Here is a 19,235-nt window from a genome sequence, read left to right as displayed (position 1 = left end):
CCTGGCGGCGCCTTGCTGCGGTGCCCGCCCGGGCCACCAGCTCGTCCCCGTCGGAGGTGACACGCCGGACGGTAATGCCCGACTCGCCGTAGCGCCCACAGCCGCTGGAGTAATGGTTCCACCGGACCAGGTCCGCGTACTCGATCTTCGAACCTCAGAACGGGTCGCTCTTCGCGGGCAGCGGGGACTGGACGTAGCTGCTGCCAGCGGACATCACCGCCGTTGGACCTGCCGACCAGGAGGCGGTCGAGGTTGAAGCTGGACCAGCTGTCGGGGTAGGTCGAGTCGGTGAGGAAGGTGTACATCGGCTCGCCGCCGTACGGCGCGTTCACCCCGTCGGGGCAGTACGTGCTGGACGGCGCGTCGATCTCGCACTCGTACCGGTCGTCATCGATGACGGCCATGGTCACCGGGTACGTCGACGCCGAGTCCGCGAGGAACGCCGGGTCCCGGGTTGTACACCAGGTTCGAGCCATCGAGGGCGACGGCCGCTGCGCCGACCTTGGCGGCCTCCAGGTCGCCGCTGGGGTCCGCCGTTCTCCGGCCTCTGGGGCCGGGACTTCGCCATCGGCGGCAACAGCGAGGCGCCCGGGTCGCCGAGATGGGCCATGGCGGTGCGGCTCAGCCACGCGCCGGCGTTCCCGACCGGCTGGGCCCCCGGTCTCAGAGGCGGGGGTACGGCACGCCGATGGTGGCGAAGAGGTGCTCGGCCCTTCTCAGATGCCGCTGCGCGTCCGGCCCTCTCAGAGCGCGGCCGAGGGTCAGGAGCGCGCGGGCGTACTCCAGGCGCTGCCCGGACCGGTGCGCGAGGTCCAGCGCGCGGGTGCAGGCCTCGGCGGCGCGCTGGTCGTCGCCCGTGGCCAGGTGGATGCCGGCGAGCAGGGTGTGCAGCCGTGGCAGGTTCAGCGGGTTGGAGGCCACGGCGAGTTCCAGCGACCGGTTCGCCTCGGACAGCGCCTCGGCGTGCCGTCCCTGACGGTGGTACGCCTCGGCGCTGCGCAGCAGCACTTCGTCCAGATCGGTGCCGGTGTGCTGGGCGAGCTCCAGCGCGGCGCCGAGACGGGTGAGGGCGTCGTCCGTACGGCCGAGCTCCAGCTCCGCGCTCGCCATGCCGGTGAGCGCGGCGATCCGGGAGCGCCGGTTGCCGACATCCTCCGCGATCTTCAGGCTCCGGGCGAAGGCGCCGATCGCCTCCGCGTGGCATCCGGCATCGAGGTGCGTCCAGCCGAATGTCTCGTACGTGACCGCTTCCGCGTACCGCAGACCGGCGCTCTCGGCCTCGGTCAGCGCCTCGGTGAGGGACTCCAGGGCTTCGCCGAAGCGGGCCTGCTTCTGGCGTACGAGCGCCAGATTGACCAGGGTCAGCGCCAGCAGATGGCGGTCACCCGTCTCCCTGGTCAGGGGGAGGCCGGCGAGCAGGCACCGCTCGGCCTGCCGGAGCTGGGCGAGCAGGATGTGCGCCGAGGCCAGGTTGTTCAGGCCGCGCGCCTCACCTCGCTGGTCGCCCAGCGTGCGGTGGATCAGTATGGCGCGCCGGTAGCGGGGGATGGCCCGGTCCGGTTCGCCGAGCTGCTTGAGCACGACACCGCAGCCCTGCAGCGCCATCGCCTCACCGTGCGGCCACAGCGCCCGGCGGGCGAGTACGAGAGCACTCTCGAAGTGGCTCATCGCGCCCTTGAGGTCGGTGGAGCGCCAGCGGTACTGCCCGACCAACTGGCACATGGCGGACTGCCCGCCCAGGTCGCCGTCCCGCTCGGCGGCGGCCAGCGCGATCTCCGCGAGCCGCAGCCCCTCGCTGGGCGCCCGCAGATGGTGCATGACGTCCGCCAACGCCGCCACGAGGAGCCAGGCGTACGCGTGCGGCCCCTCCGCGGCCGCGTGGGAGACCGTTGCGGCCAGGTTGTCCCATTCGGTGCCGAGCCAGTCGAGTGCATCGGCCGCGTCGCGGAAGGCCACCGTGGTCACCTCGGGGAGGGCCTGGTCGTGCGGCGGGTCCGCAGCAGGGAACCCGGCGGCCGCGGCGGCGGCGCGGGCCGTGCGCAGGTAGTGGGCGCGTAACCGCTCGACGGCGGCCCGGCGCTCCTCGGGGGAGTCCTCCGCGAGGCCGCGCTGCGTGGCGTACTCCAGCACCAGGTCGTGGGCGGCGTAGCGACGTAGGGCGGTCTCCTTGATCAGGTGGATCCGCGCCGCCGCGCCGAGCAGTCGCTCCGCGTCCTCGCTGCTCGTGCCCGTCAGGGCGGCGGTCGCCGCGACGGAGATGCTGCCGGCCGGTGCCAGGCCGAGCAGCCGGAACAGGCGCCTGGCCGCCGGCTGCAGCGCCCGGTACGACAGGTCGAGCGCCGCCTGCACGGCCACGTTGTCGTCACCCTCGACGCGCAGCCGCGCCAGCCCGCCATGGTCGGCGAGTTCGCGTACGTAATGGCCGATCTCCCGGTGCTCGTGGTCCCCGATCCAGGTCACCGCGATGCACAGGGCCAGCGGCAGGCCGCCGCAGAACGTCACGAGCCGCGCCGCCGCCTCGGGCTCGCGGCGCAGGCGATCCGCACCGACCCGCCGGGCGATCAGCTGCCGCGCCTCCTCGCCGTTCAGCACGTCCAGCGTGAGGCGTTCGACCCCGTCCAGCGCGACGAGGCCGTGCAGGCGGTCCCGGCTGGTGATGAGGACGCGGCAGCCGGGCGTTCCGGGCAGCAGGGCGCGTACCTGCTCCGGCTCGGCGACGTCATCCAGGACCACGAGCAGGCGCCGATCGGCCAGCAACGATCGGTACAGCGCGATCTGGGCGTCCAGTTCGACGGGGATGTCCTTCACCGCCTGACCGAGCCCTTGCAGCAGCAGCGGCAGCGCCTCGGCTGCTCGCATCGGCTCCCTCTGGTCGAAGCCGCGCATGTCGAGGAAGAGCTGCCCGTCGGGGAACCGCCCGCTCTCCTGGAAGGCCCAGTGGAGCACCAGGGCGGTCTTCCCGACTCCGGCGGGCCCCGTCACGACCAGCGCCTGGCCCTCGGCCATGCGCGTCAGCTCCGCCGCGCGGCCGACGAAGTGGCCGGTTACGGGCGGCAACTGGCGCGGGACGAGGGCCGATGCCGGCTCCTGCGACTCGCCCTGGAGCATTAGCTGGTGCAGCCGCTGCAGCTCCGCGCTCGGTTCCACTCCGAGCTCCCGTACGAGTCGCGCCCGTAACCCCCGGTAGACCTCCAGGCTCTCCGAGATCCGCCCGCCGTCGTGCAGCGCACGCATGAGCAGGCCGTGCGGGCGCTCGCGCAGCGGCTGCTCGGCGGTGAGCCGCATCAGGCCGGCACCGGCCTCCCGGCCGCGCCCCAGCTCCAGCAGTGCCGCGGCCCTGCCCTCGATCGCCTCGCACCGCAGCTCCTCGAGCCGGTAGCGCTCCGCCTGGACGACGGAGCCGCTCAGCTCCTGGAACGGTTCGCCGCGCCACAACGCCAGAGCCCGGTTATAGCGGGCGACGGCGTCATCTCCGCGCTCCTCGCGTGCTCGCTCTACCAGCGTGGCGAACTCCTCGGCGTCCACCCGGGCGGCCCCGGCCGGTATGAGGTAGCCGGGGCTGCGGGTGACGACGACGTCCACGCCGAGCGCCCGGCGCAACTCCGTGACCAGCCCGCGCACCCTGGCCGGGGCGCTGGGCGGGAAGTCCTCGCCCCAGAGGTGCTCGGCCAGGCGCTCGACGGACGCGACGTGGCCGAGATCCAGCAGCAGCGCCGCGAGCAGCGTGCGCTGCCTGCCCGTCAGGCGGACGGCCCGGCCCTCCACCGCGCTCTCCATGGGGCCGAGGAGGAGGAATCGGATGTCGGGGGAGGGCACGCGTCAGACGCTAGCCGAAGCCTTTCGCGCACCTCAAACTCCGCCCATGCGAGATCCACGCGGAAACCATGCCCGACACTGCCATAGTTTGCGCCATTCCTTCCCAGAGATTGGCGGATGCGGCGATGAGGCCACAACTCAAGAACACGGCCTGGGAGCGGGTCGGGGACGAGCTGCGGCTGGTGAACGACCCACGCGACCAGTTGATCGTCACCGACCCCGACGGGACCGTTGAGAAGCTGCTGCACCTGCTCAGCGAGGGCGGCAGGACCACCGTCGAGCTCGCCGGCGAGCTGGCGCTCGACGAGGCCGACGTACGGGCCGCCGTCGAGGCGTTCGACGCCCAGCGGCTGCTGGAGGACGGCGACCGGCTCGGCGGGCTGGAACCGGCCGACGCCGAGCGGTATTTCAGCAACCTGGCCTTCTTCGAGTCGTTCGGCACGCTGGAACGCAGCCGCGAGGATCTGCAGGAACGCCTGCGGCACGCGCACGTGCTCGTACTCGGCACCGGTGGGCTCAACTCCAACACGATCCCGCATCTGGCCGGGCTGGGCGTCGGTACGATGACCGTCCTCGATCGGGACACCGTGGAGGCGCGCAACTTCGCCCGCCAGTACCTCTACCGCTGGGCCGACATCGGCGCGCGCAAGGCCGAGCGGGCCGCGGAGTGGATCAGGGCGTTCGACCCGGGCATCGCGGTCGAGGCGATCGACGCGGACATCGAGGGGCCCGAGCAGGTCGCGGAGCTGATCCGCCGTACCGGCCCGGACGTGGTCGCCTCGGGCGTGGACCGGCCGAACCGGATCGACCTGTGGGTGAACGAGGCCTGCGTACGCGCCGGCGTGCCCTTCGTCCGCGGCGGCATGGCCGTCACCACCGGAACGGTGTGGTCGGTGCATCCGGGGGTGAGCGCCTGCCGCGCCTGCGTACCGGCCGACCCGTCGAACCCGGCAGACTTCGCCGATCCCGACGACCCGGCCATAGCGAGCGCCATCGCGGCGAACCGGTTGTTCGGCCGCCTGCCGCGGCCCAACCGCGGCATCGGTCCCGTGGCCGGGCTGCTGGGCGCGTTCGGCGCCTTCGAGGTTCTCCGCTACCTGACCGGTTTCGAGCCGCCGGCGTACGCCGGCCGGCCGCTCACCGTGGACTTCGCGCGCGGCTGCGCGACGAGCCAGAGCGAGTGGCCACGCGACCCCGACTGTGCCGTATGCGGAGGGAGGTGATCCTTGTGAAGATCGAGATCAAGCGGGTCGAGAACACCCGACTGACCCAGCTCATCCACCCGGATTCCTGACCCGGGCAAGGGCCGCGCTCCGGTGTCGCCGGAGCGCGGCCCCTTCCATGCCGGTGCCGTCATCGGCCGGTAGCACGCGATGGCCGCCTCTAGGGACGTTGGAGACAGACAATGGCCACCTCTACGGATGAGGACCTCCGGGCCCGGGCGGCCCGCCTGACGATCGCCCATGACGGCGAGACGTGGATCCTTGGGCGCCCGGAGCTGGGCGTATTCGTCGCGGTGCCGGAGCCGGGCGCCGTCTTCGTCACCACGCTCCAGGACACGGGCTCGCTCGAGCAGGCGATGGCGCGGGCCGGCGACGTCGCCGGGGAGCCGGTGGACGGCGCGGACTTCCTCGAAGGGCTCACCGCCGCGGGTCTCCTCGACCCGCCGGGCGAAGCACCCGACACGCGGGGCCGCGTCAAGTGGATCGAAGGGGTGAGCCCGCGGACCGCGGCCCGGCTGTTCGGGCGGGTCGCCTGGTCCTGTTATGGGGCGGCGGCGGTACTCGCCGTCGGGCTGCTCCTGTTCCGGCCTGATCTGCGCCCGTCGTGGGAGGACGCCTGGTTCCTGCCCAGCCCCGGGCTCTCCCTGCTCATCTGGCTGCTGCTCGCCATGGCGTGCGGCGCGCTGCACGAGGCCTGGCACTGGCTGGCGGGCCGGGCCATCGGCGTGCCGGCCGCGTTCCGGGTGAGCTATCGCGGCCTGTACGTGGTCTACGAGACCGACCTCACCCAGATCGTGACGGTGCCGCGCGACCGGCGCCACGGCGTCTACCTCGCCGGGATGGCCATCGACGTCGTCGTGCTGGCGGCGGCGCTGGGGGCGCGCCTCCTCGGCGTGGGCGGGGTCCTCGGCGATCTCCTCGCCGCCGTGTCGCTCCTCCTGGTCGTCAACCTGGTCTGGCAGTGGGCCGCGCTGCCGCTGCGCAGCGACGCGTACGCGCTGCTGGCCAACGCGCTGCGCTGTCACAACCTGTACCGGGCCACTTGGCTGATGGCCAAGTCCCGGCTCTTCCGGCTCACCGCGCCCGAAGCGGCCGAGCTGTCGGGGACATCAGAGCGCGACCAGAGCGTGGCACGCTGGTTCGTGATCCCCTACGTCGCCGGGATCGCCGTCATGGTCTGGATGTTCGCCACGATCGTGCTGCCACTGGCCGTCTCCCTGGGGGAGTGGGGGCTGGCGCAGCTCACGAGCGGCACGGTCACCTCGGCCGGCTTCTTGGAGGCGCTGGCCGTGGCGGTCTACCTCGCCGTACAGCTCTGCCTCCCACCCGCGCTCGCCCTGCGCGAACGCCGGCTCCGCCGCTCCGGTCGGCTCCTCTAGCCTGCGCGTCCCGACCGCCAGCGGCTGTCCGCAGGTTCCTCAACCCCGGTGTCGCTGGTCAGCTGGTTCGGTGCGGCGGTCCGTAGAGGTCGTCGAAGCGCAGCGGTGGTGCGGGCCGGGGCAAGGGTGGCGCGCCGTCTCTGGTCCGGCAGGGCTGGAGGAAGTAGGCGAGCAGACGGCGGGAGACGGTCAGGGACGTCTCCGGGGACTGCCGCACGACGCCGCTGTTCACCAGGAGCAGGAGGGTGACGTCGCTGGGATCGAAGTCCTTGCGCAACTGCCCTGTGTTCTTCGCTCGTTGGACCCGCTGGGCGAGTCCTGCCTTGGCACGGGCGCGCTCGCGACGGAGGTCGGGATCGTCGGGCGAGCCCACGAGGAACGCGGCGCTGAACCCGCGGTCTTCGGCCTGCATCCTACACACTTTGGCGAGGACGGAGCAGAGACCGCACCCGGGATCGTCGTCCCGTAGGGCCTCGTTCAAGGCTGCGACACACTTGGCGAGCTGCTCGGAGAACGCTGCGGCGATCAGCGAGCCCGGGTCGGGAAGTGCCGATGGAGGGTGACGGCGCCAACGCCGTGTACCGCGTCAAAAGTGCAGCCACGACGGCTCTGACCTGTGGTTTGACGAGCTTCGTACCTGCGGACAAGATCGCTTCTTGTGCTTTTCCGCCTGCTCTATCTGCTCGCGCTTCGGGTGTTCGGCTGGCTGATGTTGCTGGGCCGCGGCCAGGCGTCGAAGGACGTTGAGATCATGGTGTTGCGTCATGAGGTGGCGGTGCTGCGGCGCCAGGTCGGGCGCCCGAAGCCGGACTGGGCCGATCGGGCCGTTCTCGCGGCGCTGGCCCGATGGTTACCGGCGGTGCTGCGCGCTCATCGTCTGGTCACCCCGGCGACGTTGCTGGCGTGGCATCGTCGCCTCGCGCGACGGGCCTGGACCTACCCGCATTGGCCTGGGCGTCCAGAACGACTCCGGAGCTTCGGAACCTGATCGTGCGCCTGGCGCGGGAGAACCCCGGATGGGGCCATCGACGGGTGCACGGGGAGTTGGTGCGGCTTGGGTTCCAGGTCAGCGAGGCGACCGTGCGGCGCATCCTACGCGCGCACCATTTCGGTCCGGCACCCCGGCAGCTCGACACGTCCTGGCTCTCCTTCTTGCACTCCCAAGCCGAAGGGCTCCTGGCCTGCGATTTTTCCATGTTGACACGATCTTCTGAAGCGCTTGTACGTGTTGTTCGTGATGGAGGTCCGCACGCGACAGGTGCACATTCTGGGCGTGACCAGCCACCCGACCGGTGCATGGACCGCTCAGCAGGCTCGCAACCTCCTGATCGGCCTTGGCCAGCGAGCGGGGGCGTTTCGTTTCCTTATCCGCGATCGGGACGCCAAGTTCACCGCCGTCTTCGATGAGGTGTTCGCCGCCGTGGGTATCACGGTGTTGAAGACACCGCCGCGGACACCACGGGCGAACTGCTACGCCGAGCGCTGGATCCGGACGGTACGCGGCGAATGTACCGACCGAATGCTGATCTACGGCGAACGTCACCTGCGCGTGGTTCTGAACGAGTATCTCGATCACTACAACGCGCATCGGCCGCATCAGGGCCGTGGACAGCGACCACCCGCTCACGATGAGCATGTAGTGGTGCCGATGGAAGGCCGGATCGAACGCCACGCGATACTCGGGGGAGTGATCAACGAGTATCACCGAGCTGCGTAACTCGGTCGGAGAAACCCCAGCTCAAACCATGCACGAGGGTTTTGACGCCCTACAGGTTGCTGGAATGCATGACAAGGAGCCGGAAACGGCCACTGAACTCCCTCATGCGCGAGAGGAGCCTGGCATCACTGAACCCCTGGGGAGGGATGCCTTCGAAGCTCGCGTTCATCTATGGCACCTTGCTCTGCTTGACGAGCCGCGTCGCCGCGCTCGGCTTGACGAGCTGCGTCGCCGCTCCAACCACCGTGGTGATCAACAGCACGATCACCTCGGTCGCGATGCCCAGCGTGTGCGCCACGCTGGCGAAGATGAGCAGGATGATGACGAGAATCAGCCGCCACGCCGGAGAGTCGCCGGGGAGGGGAAGCGGGAAGCAGGGCCGTGCGCGCATGGCGCACCACCGCCTTTCATGCGCTGTTGCCTGGGCAGGCAGGGGGAATTGGTCGACAGCACGACCAAGGGGCTGCAACCCCACCAGGCCGTGCATGTAGGTCATCATGACGCACAAGCAGGGTTAAGCGCGCGATGATGCAGGACCCCAAAGCGGAAATACGTTCGAACGGGAAGCGTCGCGAATCCCGGACCGTCCGACGGCGCTCGCCGCCGTCCCGTCACCTCCGGACGCGTTCGATTCTGTTCAGGTCCGCTCCAAGGTGCCCGGCCTTCCGGGGAGCGCGTACTTGGACCCCCACAATGACTTAAGAGGCGAGGTCAATGAGGGAGAACGTGCCGGCAAAAGGGACTTTCCCGTCTATGTGCCTTACTCTTAGGAAAAGACCTTTAATGTCGCTTTTGTCTGGGCAGGCAGGGGATGTTGGAGGCATGGGGGTCTGCTGCTGCAACAGCGGGCCCCCCTTCTCATGCCCCGCTGTCGATGAGCCGGGTGGACCAGGTGCCCTGCGCTCCGTCAGCAGCGGCACGCGGCAGGCCCCTCGGCGGGCGTGGGGGCGTCCTTGGCTAGGCACGTCAGGTAGGTACGCCCCCCGGCAGGTCACGCGTTCGTCACTATCAGTCCGGCTGCATGCGGTTGGGGAGCATTCTGGATGCATGTCGAGCGCGGGCGACAACACCGGCATCTCCTCCACCGGTGACCAGGCGAGGAACGTACAGCTGCAGGCCAGGACCTCAGAGCAGGGCTCGGTGTTTCAAGCAGCCGGTGACCTGTCCGTCCACCACGACTCTTCCGGTCTGCGCCGGCCCCTTCCCCACGCCGAGCGCGTGCCGGTTCCGCCAGGGTTGAACGGTCTGCCGCGCCGTCCGGCCGCGGCCTTCGTCGGCCGCGACGCGGCCCTGACCGCCCTCCGCCAGGCCCTGGAGGACAAGCCGGGAGCTGGTGTGATCAGTCAGGCCGTGCTCGGGCTGGGCGGCGTCGGCAAGAGCGAGCTCGCGCTGCAGTACGCCCACCGCCACCGCCAGGACTACGAGCTGGTGTGGTGGATCGACGCCGACAGCCCCGATCGCATCCGCACCGGGCTGGCCGCCCTGGCCCAGGCCTTGACGTGCGGAATCGACTCGGTGGCCGCCGAGCAGGCGACCGTGGAAGAGGCCGCCGGCTGGGCGGTGAGCTGGCTGGCCGCGCACCCGGGCTGGCTGGTCATCTTCGACAACGTCGAGGAGGTCGCCGATGTCGAGCCATATCTGGCCGGTCTGGCGCATGGTCATGTGCTGATCACCACCCGACGTGACGTCGGCTGGCAGCACCTGGACATCGCCCCCGTCCGGCTGGAGCTGCTGTCCCGCCCGGCCGCGATCGCCCTGCTGGCCGGGCTGATCGGCCCTCCGGATTCGGCCAACGCCGGCGCGCTGGAGGACCTGGCCGAGCAGCTGGGGGATCTGCCGCTGGCCCTGACCCAGGCCGGCGCCTACATCGCCCGCACCCCCCGCATGACGCTGACCCGGTATCTGGACCTGCTGAAAAACGTTCCGGCCCGCGTGTACGCCACCGCCACCCCCGCCGGCGGCGACGCCGAACGCGTGGTGGCCAAGGTGCTCACCCTCAGCCACACCCGCATCCAGGCCATCAATCCGCTGGCCATCCGCGTGCTCAACCTGCTGGCCTGCTACGCCCCCGACAACCTGCCCTGCTCCGTCCTGGACACCCTGCCCGAGACCGACCCGATCCAGGCCGGCGAGGCACTGGCGCTGCTGGCCTCCTACAGCCTGATCACCCTCACCCCCAGCCCCGCCGATCTCCAGCACGGCGAGCCGGAGGATTTGGTCAGCGTGCACCGGCTCATCCAGGCCGTCACCCTGCACCAGCTCACCCCCGACCAGCGCGACCACAACCACCAGGTCGCTGCGGAGCTGATCCTGGACGCCCTCCCCGACGATCCGGACACGATCGATGACTGGCCCGCCTATCGAGCGCTTCTCCCGCACGCCCTCAGCGTGCTCCCGCCCGGCTCTCCCGGCCTACGCCGGCTGGCTGCCTACCTCGGTGCCAGCGGTGACTACAGCACTGCCGTCCAGCTCCAGCAGGACCTCTGCACCCACGCAGTGGCAACGCTGGGCGCCGAACACCCCGACACCCTGACCGCCCGGCACAACCTCGCGGTCTGGATGGGGGAGGCGGGGGACGCGGCCACCGCCCGCGACCAGCTCGCCGCCCTGCTCCCCATCCGCGAGAGCGTCCAAGGCGCCGAGCACCCGGGTACCTTGGCCGTCAGGCACCAACTCGCCTACTGGACAGGAAGAGCGGGGGACGCGGCCGCCGCCCGTGACCAACTCGCTGCCCTGCTCCCCATCCGCGAGAGCGTCCAAGGCGCCGAGCACCCGGGTACCTTGGCCGTCAGGCACCAACTCGCCTACTGGACAGGAAGAGCGGGGGACGCGGCCGCCGCCCGTGACCAATTCGCTGCCCTGCTCCCTCATCCGCGAGCGAGTCCTGGGCGTCGAACACGCCGAGACCCTGAGGGCCCGGGCCAACCTCATCTACTGGACGGGTGTGGCGGGGGACGCGACCGCCGCCCGCGACCAGTACGCCGCCCTGCTCCCCATCCAAGAGCGCGTGCTCGGCGTCGAACATCTCAACACTTTGATCACCCGGCACAACCTCGCCCGCTGGACGGAGAAGGCGGAGGGGAGGGAGCCGGCTGGTGAGTGATGGTTCTTCTTTCAACGATCGTTTCTGAAAGACCTGCCCCACCTGGCCCCGCGACTGCTCTGGGGCCCCGCTCGGGGCGCCCGCCGAAGCACACGTTCTCAAAGCTCTCGATACCGACGCCATCTGCGCCACGAAGAGGCCGGCAGGACAACCGTGCAAACGACTTCGGGACATGCTTCGAGAAGCGTTCATGCGGAAATGCTGGCGTCCGATTTGAGGCCGGAAGTGGACAGGTAACGCGTTCGTCACTATGGATCTCGCCCGTACCGGTTCTGGAGCACTCTGGAGGCATGTCGAAGACGTCTGGAGACAAGCGAGCGGCAAGTGCACGGCTGTGGCGGGTCGTGGCGATCGTCGCGCTCGTTGTGCTGACGGTCTGTCTGGTGGCCGTGCTGGTGTGGTTCTTCGCCGATCCGCTGCACCTGCCCGACAAGGTGTTGCAGGTGCTGGATCAGCGGGCCAGCGTGGCCGGCATGTTCACCGGCATGGCGCTGGGGGCGGCCGCCCTGGTGGTTGCGGTGGTGGCCTTGCGGGCGCAGCTGCGTGCCGAACCCGTCCCGGCACAGGCTGTCCAGGACACGCCGCCGGCGGTCTCCGCCTCCGGCGACAGGGCGGTCGCCCTCGGCGGCGGCAACTCCGGCATCATCTCGACCGGTGAAGGCGCGCGCCATGTGCGGATGGAGGGCACCGCCTCCGGACAGGGACGGGTGTATCAGGCCGGCGGCGACCAGACCATCAACGAACGATGACCACGCCTCCAGCGGCTGATTCCCCACAGCGGCAGCCGCCCGTCCAGATGGACGCCACCGCCTCAGGGCAGGGACACGTGTATCAGGCGGCCGGTGACCAGACCATCAACCACCACTACCCGCCCCGGCCGGAACCGGGCCAGATCGTCGAGGGCGACATCCCGCAACGCCCGCCAGGCTTCCAGCCGCGCCCGCAGCTGCGCCAGCGGCTGATCGACCTGCTGGGCGGGCTAGAGCCGGACGGGCAGGAAAGCGCTGACGGCGGAGCGGCGGTAATCTGCGCGCTGGCCGGCACTCCCGGGGTAGGCAAGACCCTTCTGGCCGCCTCCTACGCCTGGGCCTGCCAGGCCGCCCGCTGGCCGGTGATCGCCTGGATCGCCGCAGAGAGCACCGACCAGATCGTGACCGGGCTGGCCGCCTTGGCCGAGCGGCTCGGCGAACGCCGGCCCGACGACGACGCCGCCACAGCCGCGGCCCGGGCCAGATCCTGGCTGGCCGCCACCACCTGGCCCGCACTGCTGGTCTTCGACAACGCCATCGACGTCGCCGTGGTGCGCCGCTGGTGCCCGGCGACCGGCGCCACCCGCGTGCTCATCACCACCCGCAACCGCGCCTTCCTGCGCTCCTACCAGCCCCTGGAGGTCGGCGTGTTCACCCCCGACCAGGCGCAGGCTTTCCTGCACCGGCGCACCGGCCTGGACGACTCCGGCGGCGCCGCCGAACTCGCCACGGAGCTGGGATACCTGCCGCTGGCGCTGGCCCAGGCCGCCGCCGCGATCGCCCGCCTGCATCTGGACTACCCCGGCTACCTCGATCTGCTGCACGCCTTCCCCATGGGCGACTACCTGCCCGCCCACGACGGCGACGCCTACCCGGCCGGCATCGCTCAGGCCATCATGCTGTCGATCACCCAGGCGGAGGCGGCCCTGCCCTCGGCCCCGCACCTGCTGGCAATGCTCTCGGTGCTGTCGCCGGCGGGCATCCCCCTGACGGTGCTGTCGGCCGGGAGCAAGGCCGGGAGCCACCCGGTGCACCTGCGGGAAACGCTCGCCGCCCTGGCCGATACCTGCTTGATCTCCTTCAGCGAGGACGGCGCCACCGTCCTGATGCACCGCCTGGTGCAACGCGTGCTGCGCGAACGCGCCACCCACCACGGCCACCTGTCAGCCGTCCTCGCCCAGGCCATCGGCCTGCTCCATGCCTTCAACGCCACCCTGCCCTCTGGTGCCGGCAGCTGGGCGGCCCGCGCCCAGGTCGAGACGCTGATCGACCAGACCAACACCGTCTATCACAGGGCCCTCACCGGTGGCGACCTGCCCACCGAGCTGCTGACTCTGCGCGGCTGGTGCGGCCGGTATCTATACGACCTGGCCGACCTCACCCGCGCTATCGCCTTGTTCGAGGTGACGCTGGCCGACTGCGAGCGGGTGCTGGGCGCCGACCACCCCTCCACCCTGGCCACCCGCAACAACCTCGCCGGCACCTACCGGACGGCGGGGGACCTGGGCCGGGCCATCCCGCTGTTCGAGGCAGCCGTGGCCGACTGCGAGCGGATGCTGGGCACCGACCACCCCTCCACGCTGACCTCCCGAGGCAACCTCGCCGGCGCCTACCAGGCGGCGGGGAGTCTGGGCCGGGCCATCCCGCTGTACGAGGCCACCCTCGCCGATCGGGAGCGGGTGCTGGGCGCCGACCACCCCTCCACGCTGACCTGCCGTAACGACCTCGCCGGCGCCTACCGCGCGGCGGGGGGCCTGGGCCAGGCCATCCCCATGTACGAGCGGGCGCTGGCCGACTGCGAGCGGGTGCTGGGCGCCGACCACCCCTCCACCCTGGCCACCCGCAACAACCTCGCCCACGCCTACCAGGCGGCGGGGAGTCTGGGCCGGGCCATCCCGCTGTACGAAAGCACGCTGGCCGACTACGAGCGGGTGCTGGGCGCCGACCACCCCAACACTCTTGCCTCCCGCAGCAACCTCGCCCACGCCTACCGGACGGCGGGGGACCTGGGCCGGGCCATCCCGCTGTTCGAGGCAGCCCTGGCTGACTGCGAGCGGGTGCTGGGCGCCGACCATCCCTCCACCCTGTCCTTGCGCAACCACCTCGCCGGCGCCTACCAGGCGGCCGGGGACCTGGAGCGAGCGATCCCGCTGTTCGAGGCGACGCTGGCCGCCCGGGAGCGGGTGCTGGACGCCGACCACCCCGACACCCTGACCTCCCGCCACAACCTCGCCAGCGCCTACCAGGCAGCGGGGGACCTGGGCCGGGCCATCCCCATGTACGAGCGGGCGCTGGCCGACTGCGAACGGGTGCTGGACGCCGACCACCCCGACACCCTGACCTCCCGCAACAGCCTCGCCCACGCCTACCACGCGGCGGGCGATCTAGGCCGGGCCATCCCGCTGTACGAAAGCACGCTGGCCGACTGCCAGCGGGTCCTGGGCGCCAGCCACCCTTCCACGCTGACCTCCCGCAACAACCTCGCAGGCGCCTATGAGTCGGCGGGGGACCTGGGCAGGGCGATCCCGCTGTACGAGGCCACGCTGGCCGACTGCGAGCGGGTGCTCAGTGTCGACCATCCCGTTACTCGTACCGTACGGAGAAATCTTCAGGCGGCTGCCGCAGCCACACCGTGGCGTTGAAGGGCCGAGGCGAGTATTCCCGAGGCGGGGGAAGTACCCCTCATCGTGAAGTGGAAGGAAGGTCGGCTTCATTGAACGATCGTTAAATGAAGGCCGCTGGCTGGTCTCCTGCAAGACCAGTGAGCGGTTCGTCATCGCTGACGAAACAGCCGCCGCCATCCACGGGCTCGCTGAGGAACGGTCTCGGAGACGGCGGCCTCTAGATTCCCTCTGACAATACGCGCCATGGGAGTGGCCACTGCCCAGCACCCGCTCGCAGCGGCCAGCGTCGCCTCAAACAGCGGGACGGCCCGCCCCAGATCCCCCACCGACCGGTAGACGCAGGCGAGATTGTCGCGCGAGGCCAAGGTGTCGGGGTGATCGCCGCCCAGCATCCGCTCCCGATCGGCAACCTTCTCCGAGGAGGTGTTAGTGCGGGGCGGGATGGCTGGGCTGCAGGTCCTGTTCGGCGGCCCAGCCATCGAGGCGCTGGAGGGCGGTGTGATCGGGGCCGCCGGGTGGCGTGGTCATGAGCACGATGGCCTGTTCCTGGTCGTCCACGCTGGTCAGGACCTGCCAGTCCAGGCTGAAGCGGCCGGCGGCGGGATGGTGGACGGTGTTGTGGCCGAACGGGTTCAGGGTGACCAGGTGCCGGCTCCACCAGGTGCGGAAGTCGGTGTCGCGGACGGACAGTTCGCCGACGAGTTCTTGCAGGCGGGGCTGGTCGGGGTAGGCGCCGGCGGCCATGCGCAGGCTGGAGACGGCTTCGCGGGCGCGGGCGGGCCAGTCGGTTTGCAGGGCGCGGACGTGGTCGTCGAGGAAGATCATGCGGACATAGTTCCGGTGCTTGGGTGGCATGGCGGCCAGGTCGCCGAGCAGGGCGGCGGCGAGCCGGTTCCAGGCCAGGATGTCGAGGTAGCGGCCGAACACCAGGGCAGGGGTGTCGATGAGGTTGGCCAGCAACCGGGCTGTTGGCGTGGTGATGCGCTGCCGGCTCTCGCCGGACTGCTCGCCGGCGCAGGGGCGGGCGAGCTGGAACAGGTGCCGCTGCTGGTCGTCGTTCAGCAGCAGGGCGCGGGCGATGGCGGCCAGGACCGTGCGGGAGGCGGTCCGGACACGGCCCTGTTCCAGACGGCTGTAGTAGTCGGTGCTGATGCCGGCCAGCTGGGCCACTTCCTCACGCCGCAGCCCGGCGACCCGGCGGGGATAGCCCGGTTCGGGCAGGCCATGGTCGGCCGCGGTGACCACCGTGCGCCGGGCGGTCAGGAAATCGGCCAACGGCCCGCGCGGGGAGGAGATCACACCGCCGTCCATGTCCGCCCATGATGGCACTCGCGCGGCCAAAGTTCCCGGGAAAGCTGTTCCCTGGAACGCCAGATCCTTCCAGGTCACCGCCTTCTCAGCAAAGGTGAACGCAGGGGAGAGCCGGCCCCGCAGACACTGGAGGGGGGCTGCGGGGACGGCTTCCTCCGCCATTGAATCCGGCCCGGCGGCGCCACCGCCTGAGTTTCGAAACTTCTGCCAAGACCCCGCGCTGGCAGGGTCCACTGCCGCGCAACAGCCGCCGGCGGCGGTCGAGCGGCGCGGGCCCCATGCGCGAGAACGGCGAGGCCACCGACGCCGGGCCAGCGCTCATCAAGGCAGCGGCCGTGCGCGGGAGGCAGCCCAGGAGGCGCACAGCCTCCACGCGATGGGCGATGTGACCTGCAACGTACCTTGACCGGGAATCTGCAACATTATTTGGCCGGTACGTCACGATCCGTAAGGCTGCGCAGCCCAAGGACAACCCGGCCGATCTGATCAACGTGGCGTTGGAGGAGTTGGTTCGCGCCCGGTGCGAGTTGCCGGGCTACACCACGCTGGACGCGATGGCCTCGTCGATCCGCGCGGCGGTGAGCACGGGGTTCTTCCAGGTGGTGGCCGGGCGGCTGGACGCGTCCTGCGGGCGCCCAGGCCGCCGGCTTCGAGATCCCCGCCAACCTGGTCATCGAGTGGTACCCGTTCGACGACATCGCCGAGTACATGCGCGCCAAGCGCCGCTTGGCCTGGCGTCGGTTCGACCAAGCTGTACCGATACCACATCGCCATGGTGGTGGCGCGCTCCGCGCCGGCTGCTGATCCAACTCGACCGCCACCAGATCTCGGCCCGCCGGGGCGCGATCATCTGACGCGGCCACCATCGCCAGCGCCGTTGCGTTGCTTTCTGGACTTCCCGGTGGCGCCTGCGACCCCGTAGCCGATACTCGGGTTCGACGGTTCAGGAGTCGCGGCGGGTATTCCTTCGCGGCGCGATGAAGACGGCCCAGGCGGTTATGCCCAGGGCCGGACCGAAGGACGAACCTAGCGCGACACCGTAAGCGAGGTTGTCGAAAAAGCCTCCGACGACGACGCCGACGAGGAGGCCGAAGGCAGCGCCGAAGGCGATCCAGATCCCGAGATTTTCCCAGATCCCGAGACCTGGGGCGGGCGGGGGCGTGTTGTTGCTCGTCATTGCATCTCTCCTGAGGACGTGGGCGGACAGGGCTGACAATCTGGCGGCCCATCACGGCGGATGTTGGTGTTCGCGTTGTCCGGTGTCCGGAGCGGCCGAGTGCCCGCCGCGCCTACGCCGTGGCACGGCGGATGAGCCTGTACCCGCCGACCGCGAACGCGGCGGCCACCAGGACCGGCCAGCCGGCGAGCAGTGCCGTGGGGGACTGGTCGAGCAACCAGCGGCCGATCGCGTGCCATCGCCGGGTCCACGTGATCAGCGCGGCGGCCAGCCCGAGCGCTGTGAAGGCCAGGGTGAGGCTGGCGAGGACGCCGGTGGTGCCCCAGCGCAGGTGCACCGTGCCGAGCAGGATCCCGAGGTGGGTCACGACCAGCATGGGTACCGCGTACCCGAGCAGGAGCAGCACCGGGTGGGCGTCATCCATGAACGGCAGGCCGAAGAAGCGCATCCCCCACCCCCAGTAGCCGGTGGCCTGTTCCACGGCGCCCAGCAGGCAGAGCACCAGCGCGTAGAGCACCGACTGGACGACCGCGAGCAGCGACCAGGCCAGGTAGAACTCCCGGCGGGTCACGCTCATGCCCAGCGCGTACGGGAAGATCTGGGTGACCGAGACGGTGGCCATCCCGATCGCGACGCCGCACAGGCTGACCAGGCCACCGGTGTTCGTCACGCCGTCGCCCGGGTCGTGGTTCGCCATGACGCTCAACAGGTTGATGCCGAACGCGACGGCCGTCATGCCCCAGGTCCAGCCCAGGATCTGCGGCCAGGCCGGCATCTGGAGACGAGCCACCTGACGGATGCGGTTCATCGGGCGGCCTCCCGGTCCGCCGGCCCCGTTGTCGTCGGCGGCACGGTCAGGCGGACCACGAGTTGCTGCAACGACAGCGGCTCCAGCTCGACGTTCAGCGCCTGCGCGAGCGCCTTCGCGTGCGGTCCGAGCCCATCGAGGATGGTCGACCGGACCAGGCCGCTCAACCGCTCGCGGTGCAACTCGGTGCGTCCGGCGGCGAACCCGTCCACGGCCTCCGCCGGTCCGGTGGCCGCCACGGCCCGCCCGCGCAGGTCGTCGGCGTCCTCATCGAGCAGCAGCCGGCCACGGTCGATGAGCAGCACCCGCTCGACCAGATCGCTCACCTCGTCGATGAGATGGGTGGACAGCACCACGGTGCGGGGATGCCCGGCGTAGTCGGCGAGCAGGCGGTCGTAGAAAAGCTGCCGGGCGGCCGCGTCGAGCCCGAGGTACGGCTCGTCGAAGAACGTCAGGGGCGCCCGCGCGGCCAGCCCGACGGTCACGCCGAGGGCCGACAGCATGCCCCGCGAGAGCCTGCGGACCAGCCGCCCGGCCGGTAGCTGGAAGTCCGCGGCGAGGCCGTGCGCGAACGTGTCGTCCCAGTTCGCAAACAGCCGGCGTGCGGTGCGAAAGACGTGGCGCACGGTGTAGACGTGGGGGTAGCGCTGGCTCTCCCGGACGAAACAGACCTTCGACAGGACGGCCGGGTTCTCCACCGGTGGCGCGTCGAAGACCGACACGTTCCCCGACGACGCGAACGCCTGCCCGGTGAGGATCTGCATCAGGGTGGTCTTGCCCGCCCCGTTGCGCCCGAGCAGGCCGTAGATCGTGTGCTCGGCCAGCGCGAAGGTCACGTCGTCGAGCGCCGTGACGTCACCAAAGCGCTTGGTCACCCCGTGTGCGGTTACCACCGCCGTCATCCCAGGTCCCTCCCGACAACCGCACCGAATGAATCGATCATCTTCATCAGCTCGTCGTGGCCGATGCCGAGCTTGCGCGCCTCGGCGAGCAGGGGTTCCACGTACTGTTCGGCGAACCGTTCCCGTCGCCGCTCGCGCAGCCTGGCCCGGGCGCCACCGGCGACGAACATGCCGATGCCGCGTCGCTTGTAGAGCGTTCCCTCCGACACGAGTTGGTTGACGCCCTTGGCCGCGGTGGCCGGGTTGATCCGGTGAAAGGCGGCAAGCTCGTTGGTGGACGGGACCTGGGCCTCCTCTGCCAGCGACCCGTCGATGATCGAGTTCTCGATCAGCTCGGCGATCTGAAGGTAGATCGGTCGGTCGTCGTCCATCGTTGGCTTAGCCGCCCAACTGGTTAGCTACAGGTGTAGCTAACCATGCAACCTT

The 19,235-nt window shown here is 70.4% G+C and carries 17 protein-coding genes; 8 read left to right on the top strand and 9 right to left on the bottom strand.

Going from position 1 to position 19,235, the window contains the following annotated elements:
- Positions 1–663 precede the first annotated feature (663 nt).
- Positions 664–3,816 carry an AfsR/SARP family transcriptional regulator gene (locus HD597_RS34625; RefSeq protein ID WP_253747479.1) on the bottom strand — a complete coding sequence of 1,051 codons (3,153 nt, stop codon included), beginning with the start codon at positions 3,814–3,816 and terminating at the stop codon, positions 664–666.
- Positions 3,817–3,941: 125 nt separating this feature from the next.
- Here HD597_RS34625 and HD597_RS34620 point away from each other — a divergent pair, with 125 nt between their 5' ends.
- Both HD597_RS34620 and HD597_RS34615 read left to right on the top strand, forming a co-directional pair.
- Positions 3,942–5,039 (top strand): HesA/MoeB/ThiF family protein, encoded by a 1,098-nt coding sequence (locus HD597_RS34620; protein ID WP_253747477.1) that lies wholly within the window; start codon positions 3,942–3,944, stop codon positions 5,037–5,039.
- A 182-nt stretch (positions 5,040–5,221) separates the two neighbouring features.
- Positions 5,222–6,418, top strand: coding sequence for a hypothetical protein (locus HD597_RS34615; protein WP_253747475.1), 1,197 nt, complete (start codon positions 5,222–5,224; stop codon positions 6,416–6,418).
- A gap of 58 nt (positions 6,419–6,476) precedes the next feature.
- Here HD597_RS34615 and HD597_RS34610 read toward each other — a convergent pair whose 3' ends face one another.
- Positions 6,477–6,830 (bottom strand): hypothetical protein, encoded by a 354-nt coding sequence (locus HD597_RS34610; protein WP_253747473.1) that lies wholly within the window; start codon positions 6,828–6,830, stop codon positions 6,477–6,479.
- 246 nt (positions 6,831–7,076) lie between these two features.
- Between HD597_RS34610 and HD597_RS34605 the strand changes: the two genes are divergently transcribed.
- Both HD597_RS34605 and HD597_RS34600 read left to right on the top strand, forming a co-directional pair.
- Positions 7,077–7,406, top strand: coding sequence for a hypothetical protein (locus HD597_RS34605; protein ID WP_253747470.1), 330 nt, complete (start codon positions 7,077–7,079; stop codon positions 7,404–7,406).
- A gap of 237 nt (positions 7,407–7,643) precedes the next feature.
- The gene (locus HD597_RS34600; RefSeq protein ID WP_253759593.1) at positions 7,644–8,135 is read left to right on the top strand and encodes an integrase core domain-containing protein; all 492 of its coding nucleotides are present in this window, start codon (positions 7,644–7,646) and stop codon (positions 8,133–8,135) included.
- A 169-nt stretch (positions 8,136–8,304) separates the two neighbouring features.
- Here the strand turns inward: HD597_RS34600 and HD597_RS34595 are convergent, their stop codons facing one another.
- A complete protein-coding gene (locus HD597_RS34595; RefSeq protein WP_253747468.1) occupies positions 8,305–8,622 on the bottom strand; it encodes a hypothetical protein in 318 nt (105 codons plus the stop codon).
- Positions 8,623–9,182: 560 nt separating this feature from the next.
- On the opposite strand from HD597_RS34595, the gene HD597_RS34590 reads away from it, so the two are divergent.
- The 3 genes from HD597_RS34590 (at position 9,183) to HD597_RS34580 (ending at position 14,629) form a co-directional block, all read left to right on the top strand.
- Positions 9,183–11,234, top strand: a complete 2,052-nt coding sequence (locus HD597_RS34590) for a tetratricopeptide repeat protein (RefSeq protein ID WP_253747466.1) — start codon at positions 9,183–9,185, stop codon at positions 11,232–11,234.
- Between the two features lie 294 nt (positions 11,235–11,528).
- A complete protein-coding gene (locus HD597_RS34585; RefSeq protein ID WP_253747464.1) occupies positions 11,529–11,987 on the top strand; it encodes a hypothetical protein in 459 nt (152 codons plus the stop codon).
- Complete coding sequence (locus HD597_RS34580; RefSeq protein ID WP_253747462.1) at positions 11,984–14,629, top strand: tetratricopeptide repeat protein; 2,646 nt, start codon at positions 11,984–11,986, stop codon at positions 14,627–14,629. The genes HD597_RS34585 and HD597_RS34580 overlap by 4 nt, the downstream gene beginning before the upstream one ends.
- Before the next feature lie 131 nt (positions 14,630–14,760).
- On the opposite strand, the gene HD597_RS66995 is transcribed toward HD597_RS34580, so the two are convergent.
- Both HD597_RS66995 and HD597_RS34575 read right to left on the bottom strand, forming a co-directional pair.
- On the bottom strand, positions 14,761–15,003 hold the full coding sequence (locus HD597_RS66995; RefSeq protein ID WP_372513439.1) for a hypothetical protein: 243 nt from the start codon (positions 15,001–15,003) through the stop codon (positions 14,761–14,763).
- Between the two features lie 34 nt (positions 15,004–15,037).
- Complete coding sequence (locus HD597_RS34575) at positions 15,038–15,922, bottom strand: helix-turn-helix domain-containing protein (protein WP_253747460.1); 885 nt, start codon at positions 15,920–15,922, stop codon at positions 15,038–15,040.
- A 443-nt stretch (positions 15,923–16,365) separates the two neighbouring features.
- Between HD597_RS34575 and HD597_RS66990 the strand changes: the two genes are divergently transcribed.
- Positions 16,366–16,776, top strand: coding sequence for a DUF4158 domain-containing protein (locus tag HD597_RS66990; protein ID WP_372513634.1), 411 nt, complete (start codon positions 16,366–16,368; stop codon positions 16,774–16,776).
- Between the two features lie 89 nt (positions 16,777–16,865).
- Here HD597_RS66990 and HD597_RS34565 read toward each other — a convergent pair whose 3' ends face one another.
- The 4 genes from HD597_RS34565 to HD597_RS34550 all read right to left on the bottom strand — a co-directional run bounded on the left by HD597_RS34565 (position 16,866) and on the right by HD597_RS34550 (position 19,180).
- Positions 16,866–17,099, bottom strand: coding sequence for a hypothetical protein (locus tag HD597_RS34565; RefSeq protein ID WP_253747458.1), 234 nt, complete (start codon positions 17,097–17,099; stop codon positions 16,866–16,868).
- 112 nt (positions 17,100–17,211) lie between these two features.
- On the bottom strand, positions 17,212–17,907 hold the full coding sequence (locus HD597_RS34560; RefSeq protein WP_253747456.1) for a hypothetical protein: 696 nt from the start codon (positions 17,905–17,907) through the stop codon (positions 17,212–17,214).
- Positions 17,904–18,809 (bottom strand): ATP-binding cassette domain-containing protein, encoded by a 906-nt coding sequence (locus HD597_RS34555; RefSeq protein WP_253747454.1) that lies wholly within the window; start codon positions 18,807–18,809, stop codon positions 17,904–17,906. Before HD597_RS34555 ends, HD597_RS34560 begins: the two co-directional genes overlap by 4 nt.
- Positions 18,806–19,180, bottom strand: a complete 375-nt coding sequence (locus HD597_RS34550) for a GntR family transcriptional regulator (RefSeq protein ID WP_253747452.1) — start codon at positions 19,178–19,180, stop codon at positions 18,806–18,808. Before HD597_RS34550 ends, HD597_RS34555 begins: the two co-directional genes overlap by 4 nt.
- Between the last annotated feature and the right edge of the window lie 55 nt (positions 19,181–19,235).

Source organism: Nonomuraea thailandensis (assembly GCF_024172165.1).
Lineage (GTDB): Bacteria > Actinomycetota > Actinomycetes > Streptosporangiales > Streptosporangiaceae > Nonomuraea > Nonomuraea thailandensis.
The sequence above is the reverse complement of the archived record's forward strand: the minus strand, read 5'-3'. Positions and strand labels throughout refer to the sequence as shown.

Coding starts and splice junctions, on each gene's coding strand:
- HD597_RS34620 (WP_253747477.1), top strand. CDS start 3,942: ATGAGGCCACAACTCAAGAACACGGCCTGGGAGCGGGTCGGGGACGAG.
- HD597_RS34615 (WP_253747475.1), top strand. CDS start 5,222: ATGGCCACCTCTACGGATGAGGACCTCCGGGCCCGGGCGGCCCGCCTG.
- HD597_RS34610 (WP_253747473.1), bottom strand. CDS start 6,830: ATGCAGGCCGAAGACCGCGGGTTCAGCGCCGCGTTCCTCGTGGGCTCG.
- HD597_RS34595 (WP_253747468.1), bottom strand. CDS start 8,622: ATGCACGGCCTGGTGGGGTTGCAGCCCCTTGGTCGTGCTGTCGACCAA.
- HD597_RS34590 (WP_253747466.1), top strand. CDS start 9,183: ATGTCGAGCGCGGGCGACAACACCGGCATCTCCTCCACCGGTGACCAG.
- HD597_RS34585 (WP_253747464.1), top strand. CDS start 11,529: ATGTCGAAGACGTCTGGAGACAAGCGAGCGGCAAGTGCACGGCTGTGG.
- HD597_RS34580 (WP_253747462.1), top strand. CDS start 11,984: ATGACCACGCCTCCAGCGGCTGATTCCCCACAGCGGCAGCCGCCCGTC.
- HD597_RS66995 (WP_372513439.1), bottom strand. CDS start 15,003: ATGCTGGGCGGCGATCACCCCGACACCTTGGCCTCGCGCGACAATCTC.
- HD597_RS34575 (WP_253747460.1), bottom strand. CDS start 15,922: ATGGACGGCGGTGTGATCTCCTCCCCGCGCGGGCCGTTGGCCGATTTC.
- HD597_RS34565 (WP_253747458.1), bottom strand. CDS start 17,099: ATGACGAGCAACAACACGCCCCCGCCCGCCCCAGGTCTCGGGATCTGG.
- HD597_RS34560 (WP_253747456.1), bottom strand. CDS start 17,907: ATGAACCGCATCCGTCAGGTGGCTCGTCTCCAGATGCCGGCCTGGCCG.
- HD597_RS34555 (WP_253747454.1), bottom strand. CDS start 18,809: ATGACGGCGGTGGTAACCGCACACGGGGTGACCAAGCGCTTTGGTGAC.
- HD597_RS34550 (WP_253747452.1), bottom strand. CDS start 19,180: ATGGACGACGACCGACCGATCTACCTTCAGATCGCCGAGCTGATCGAG.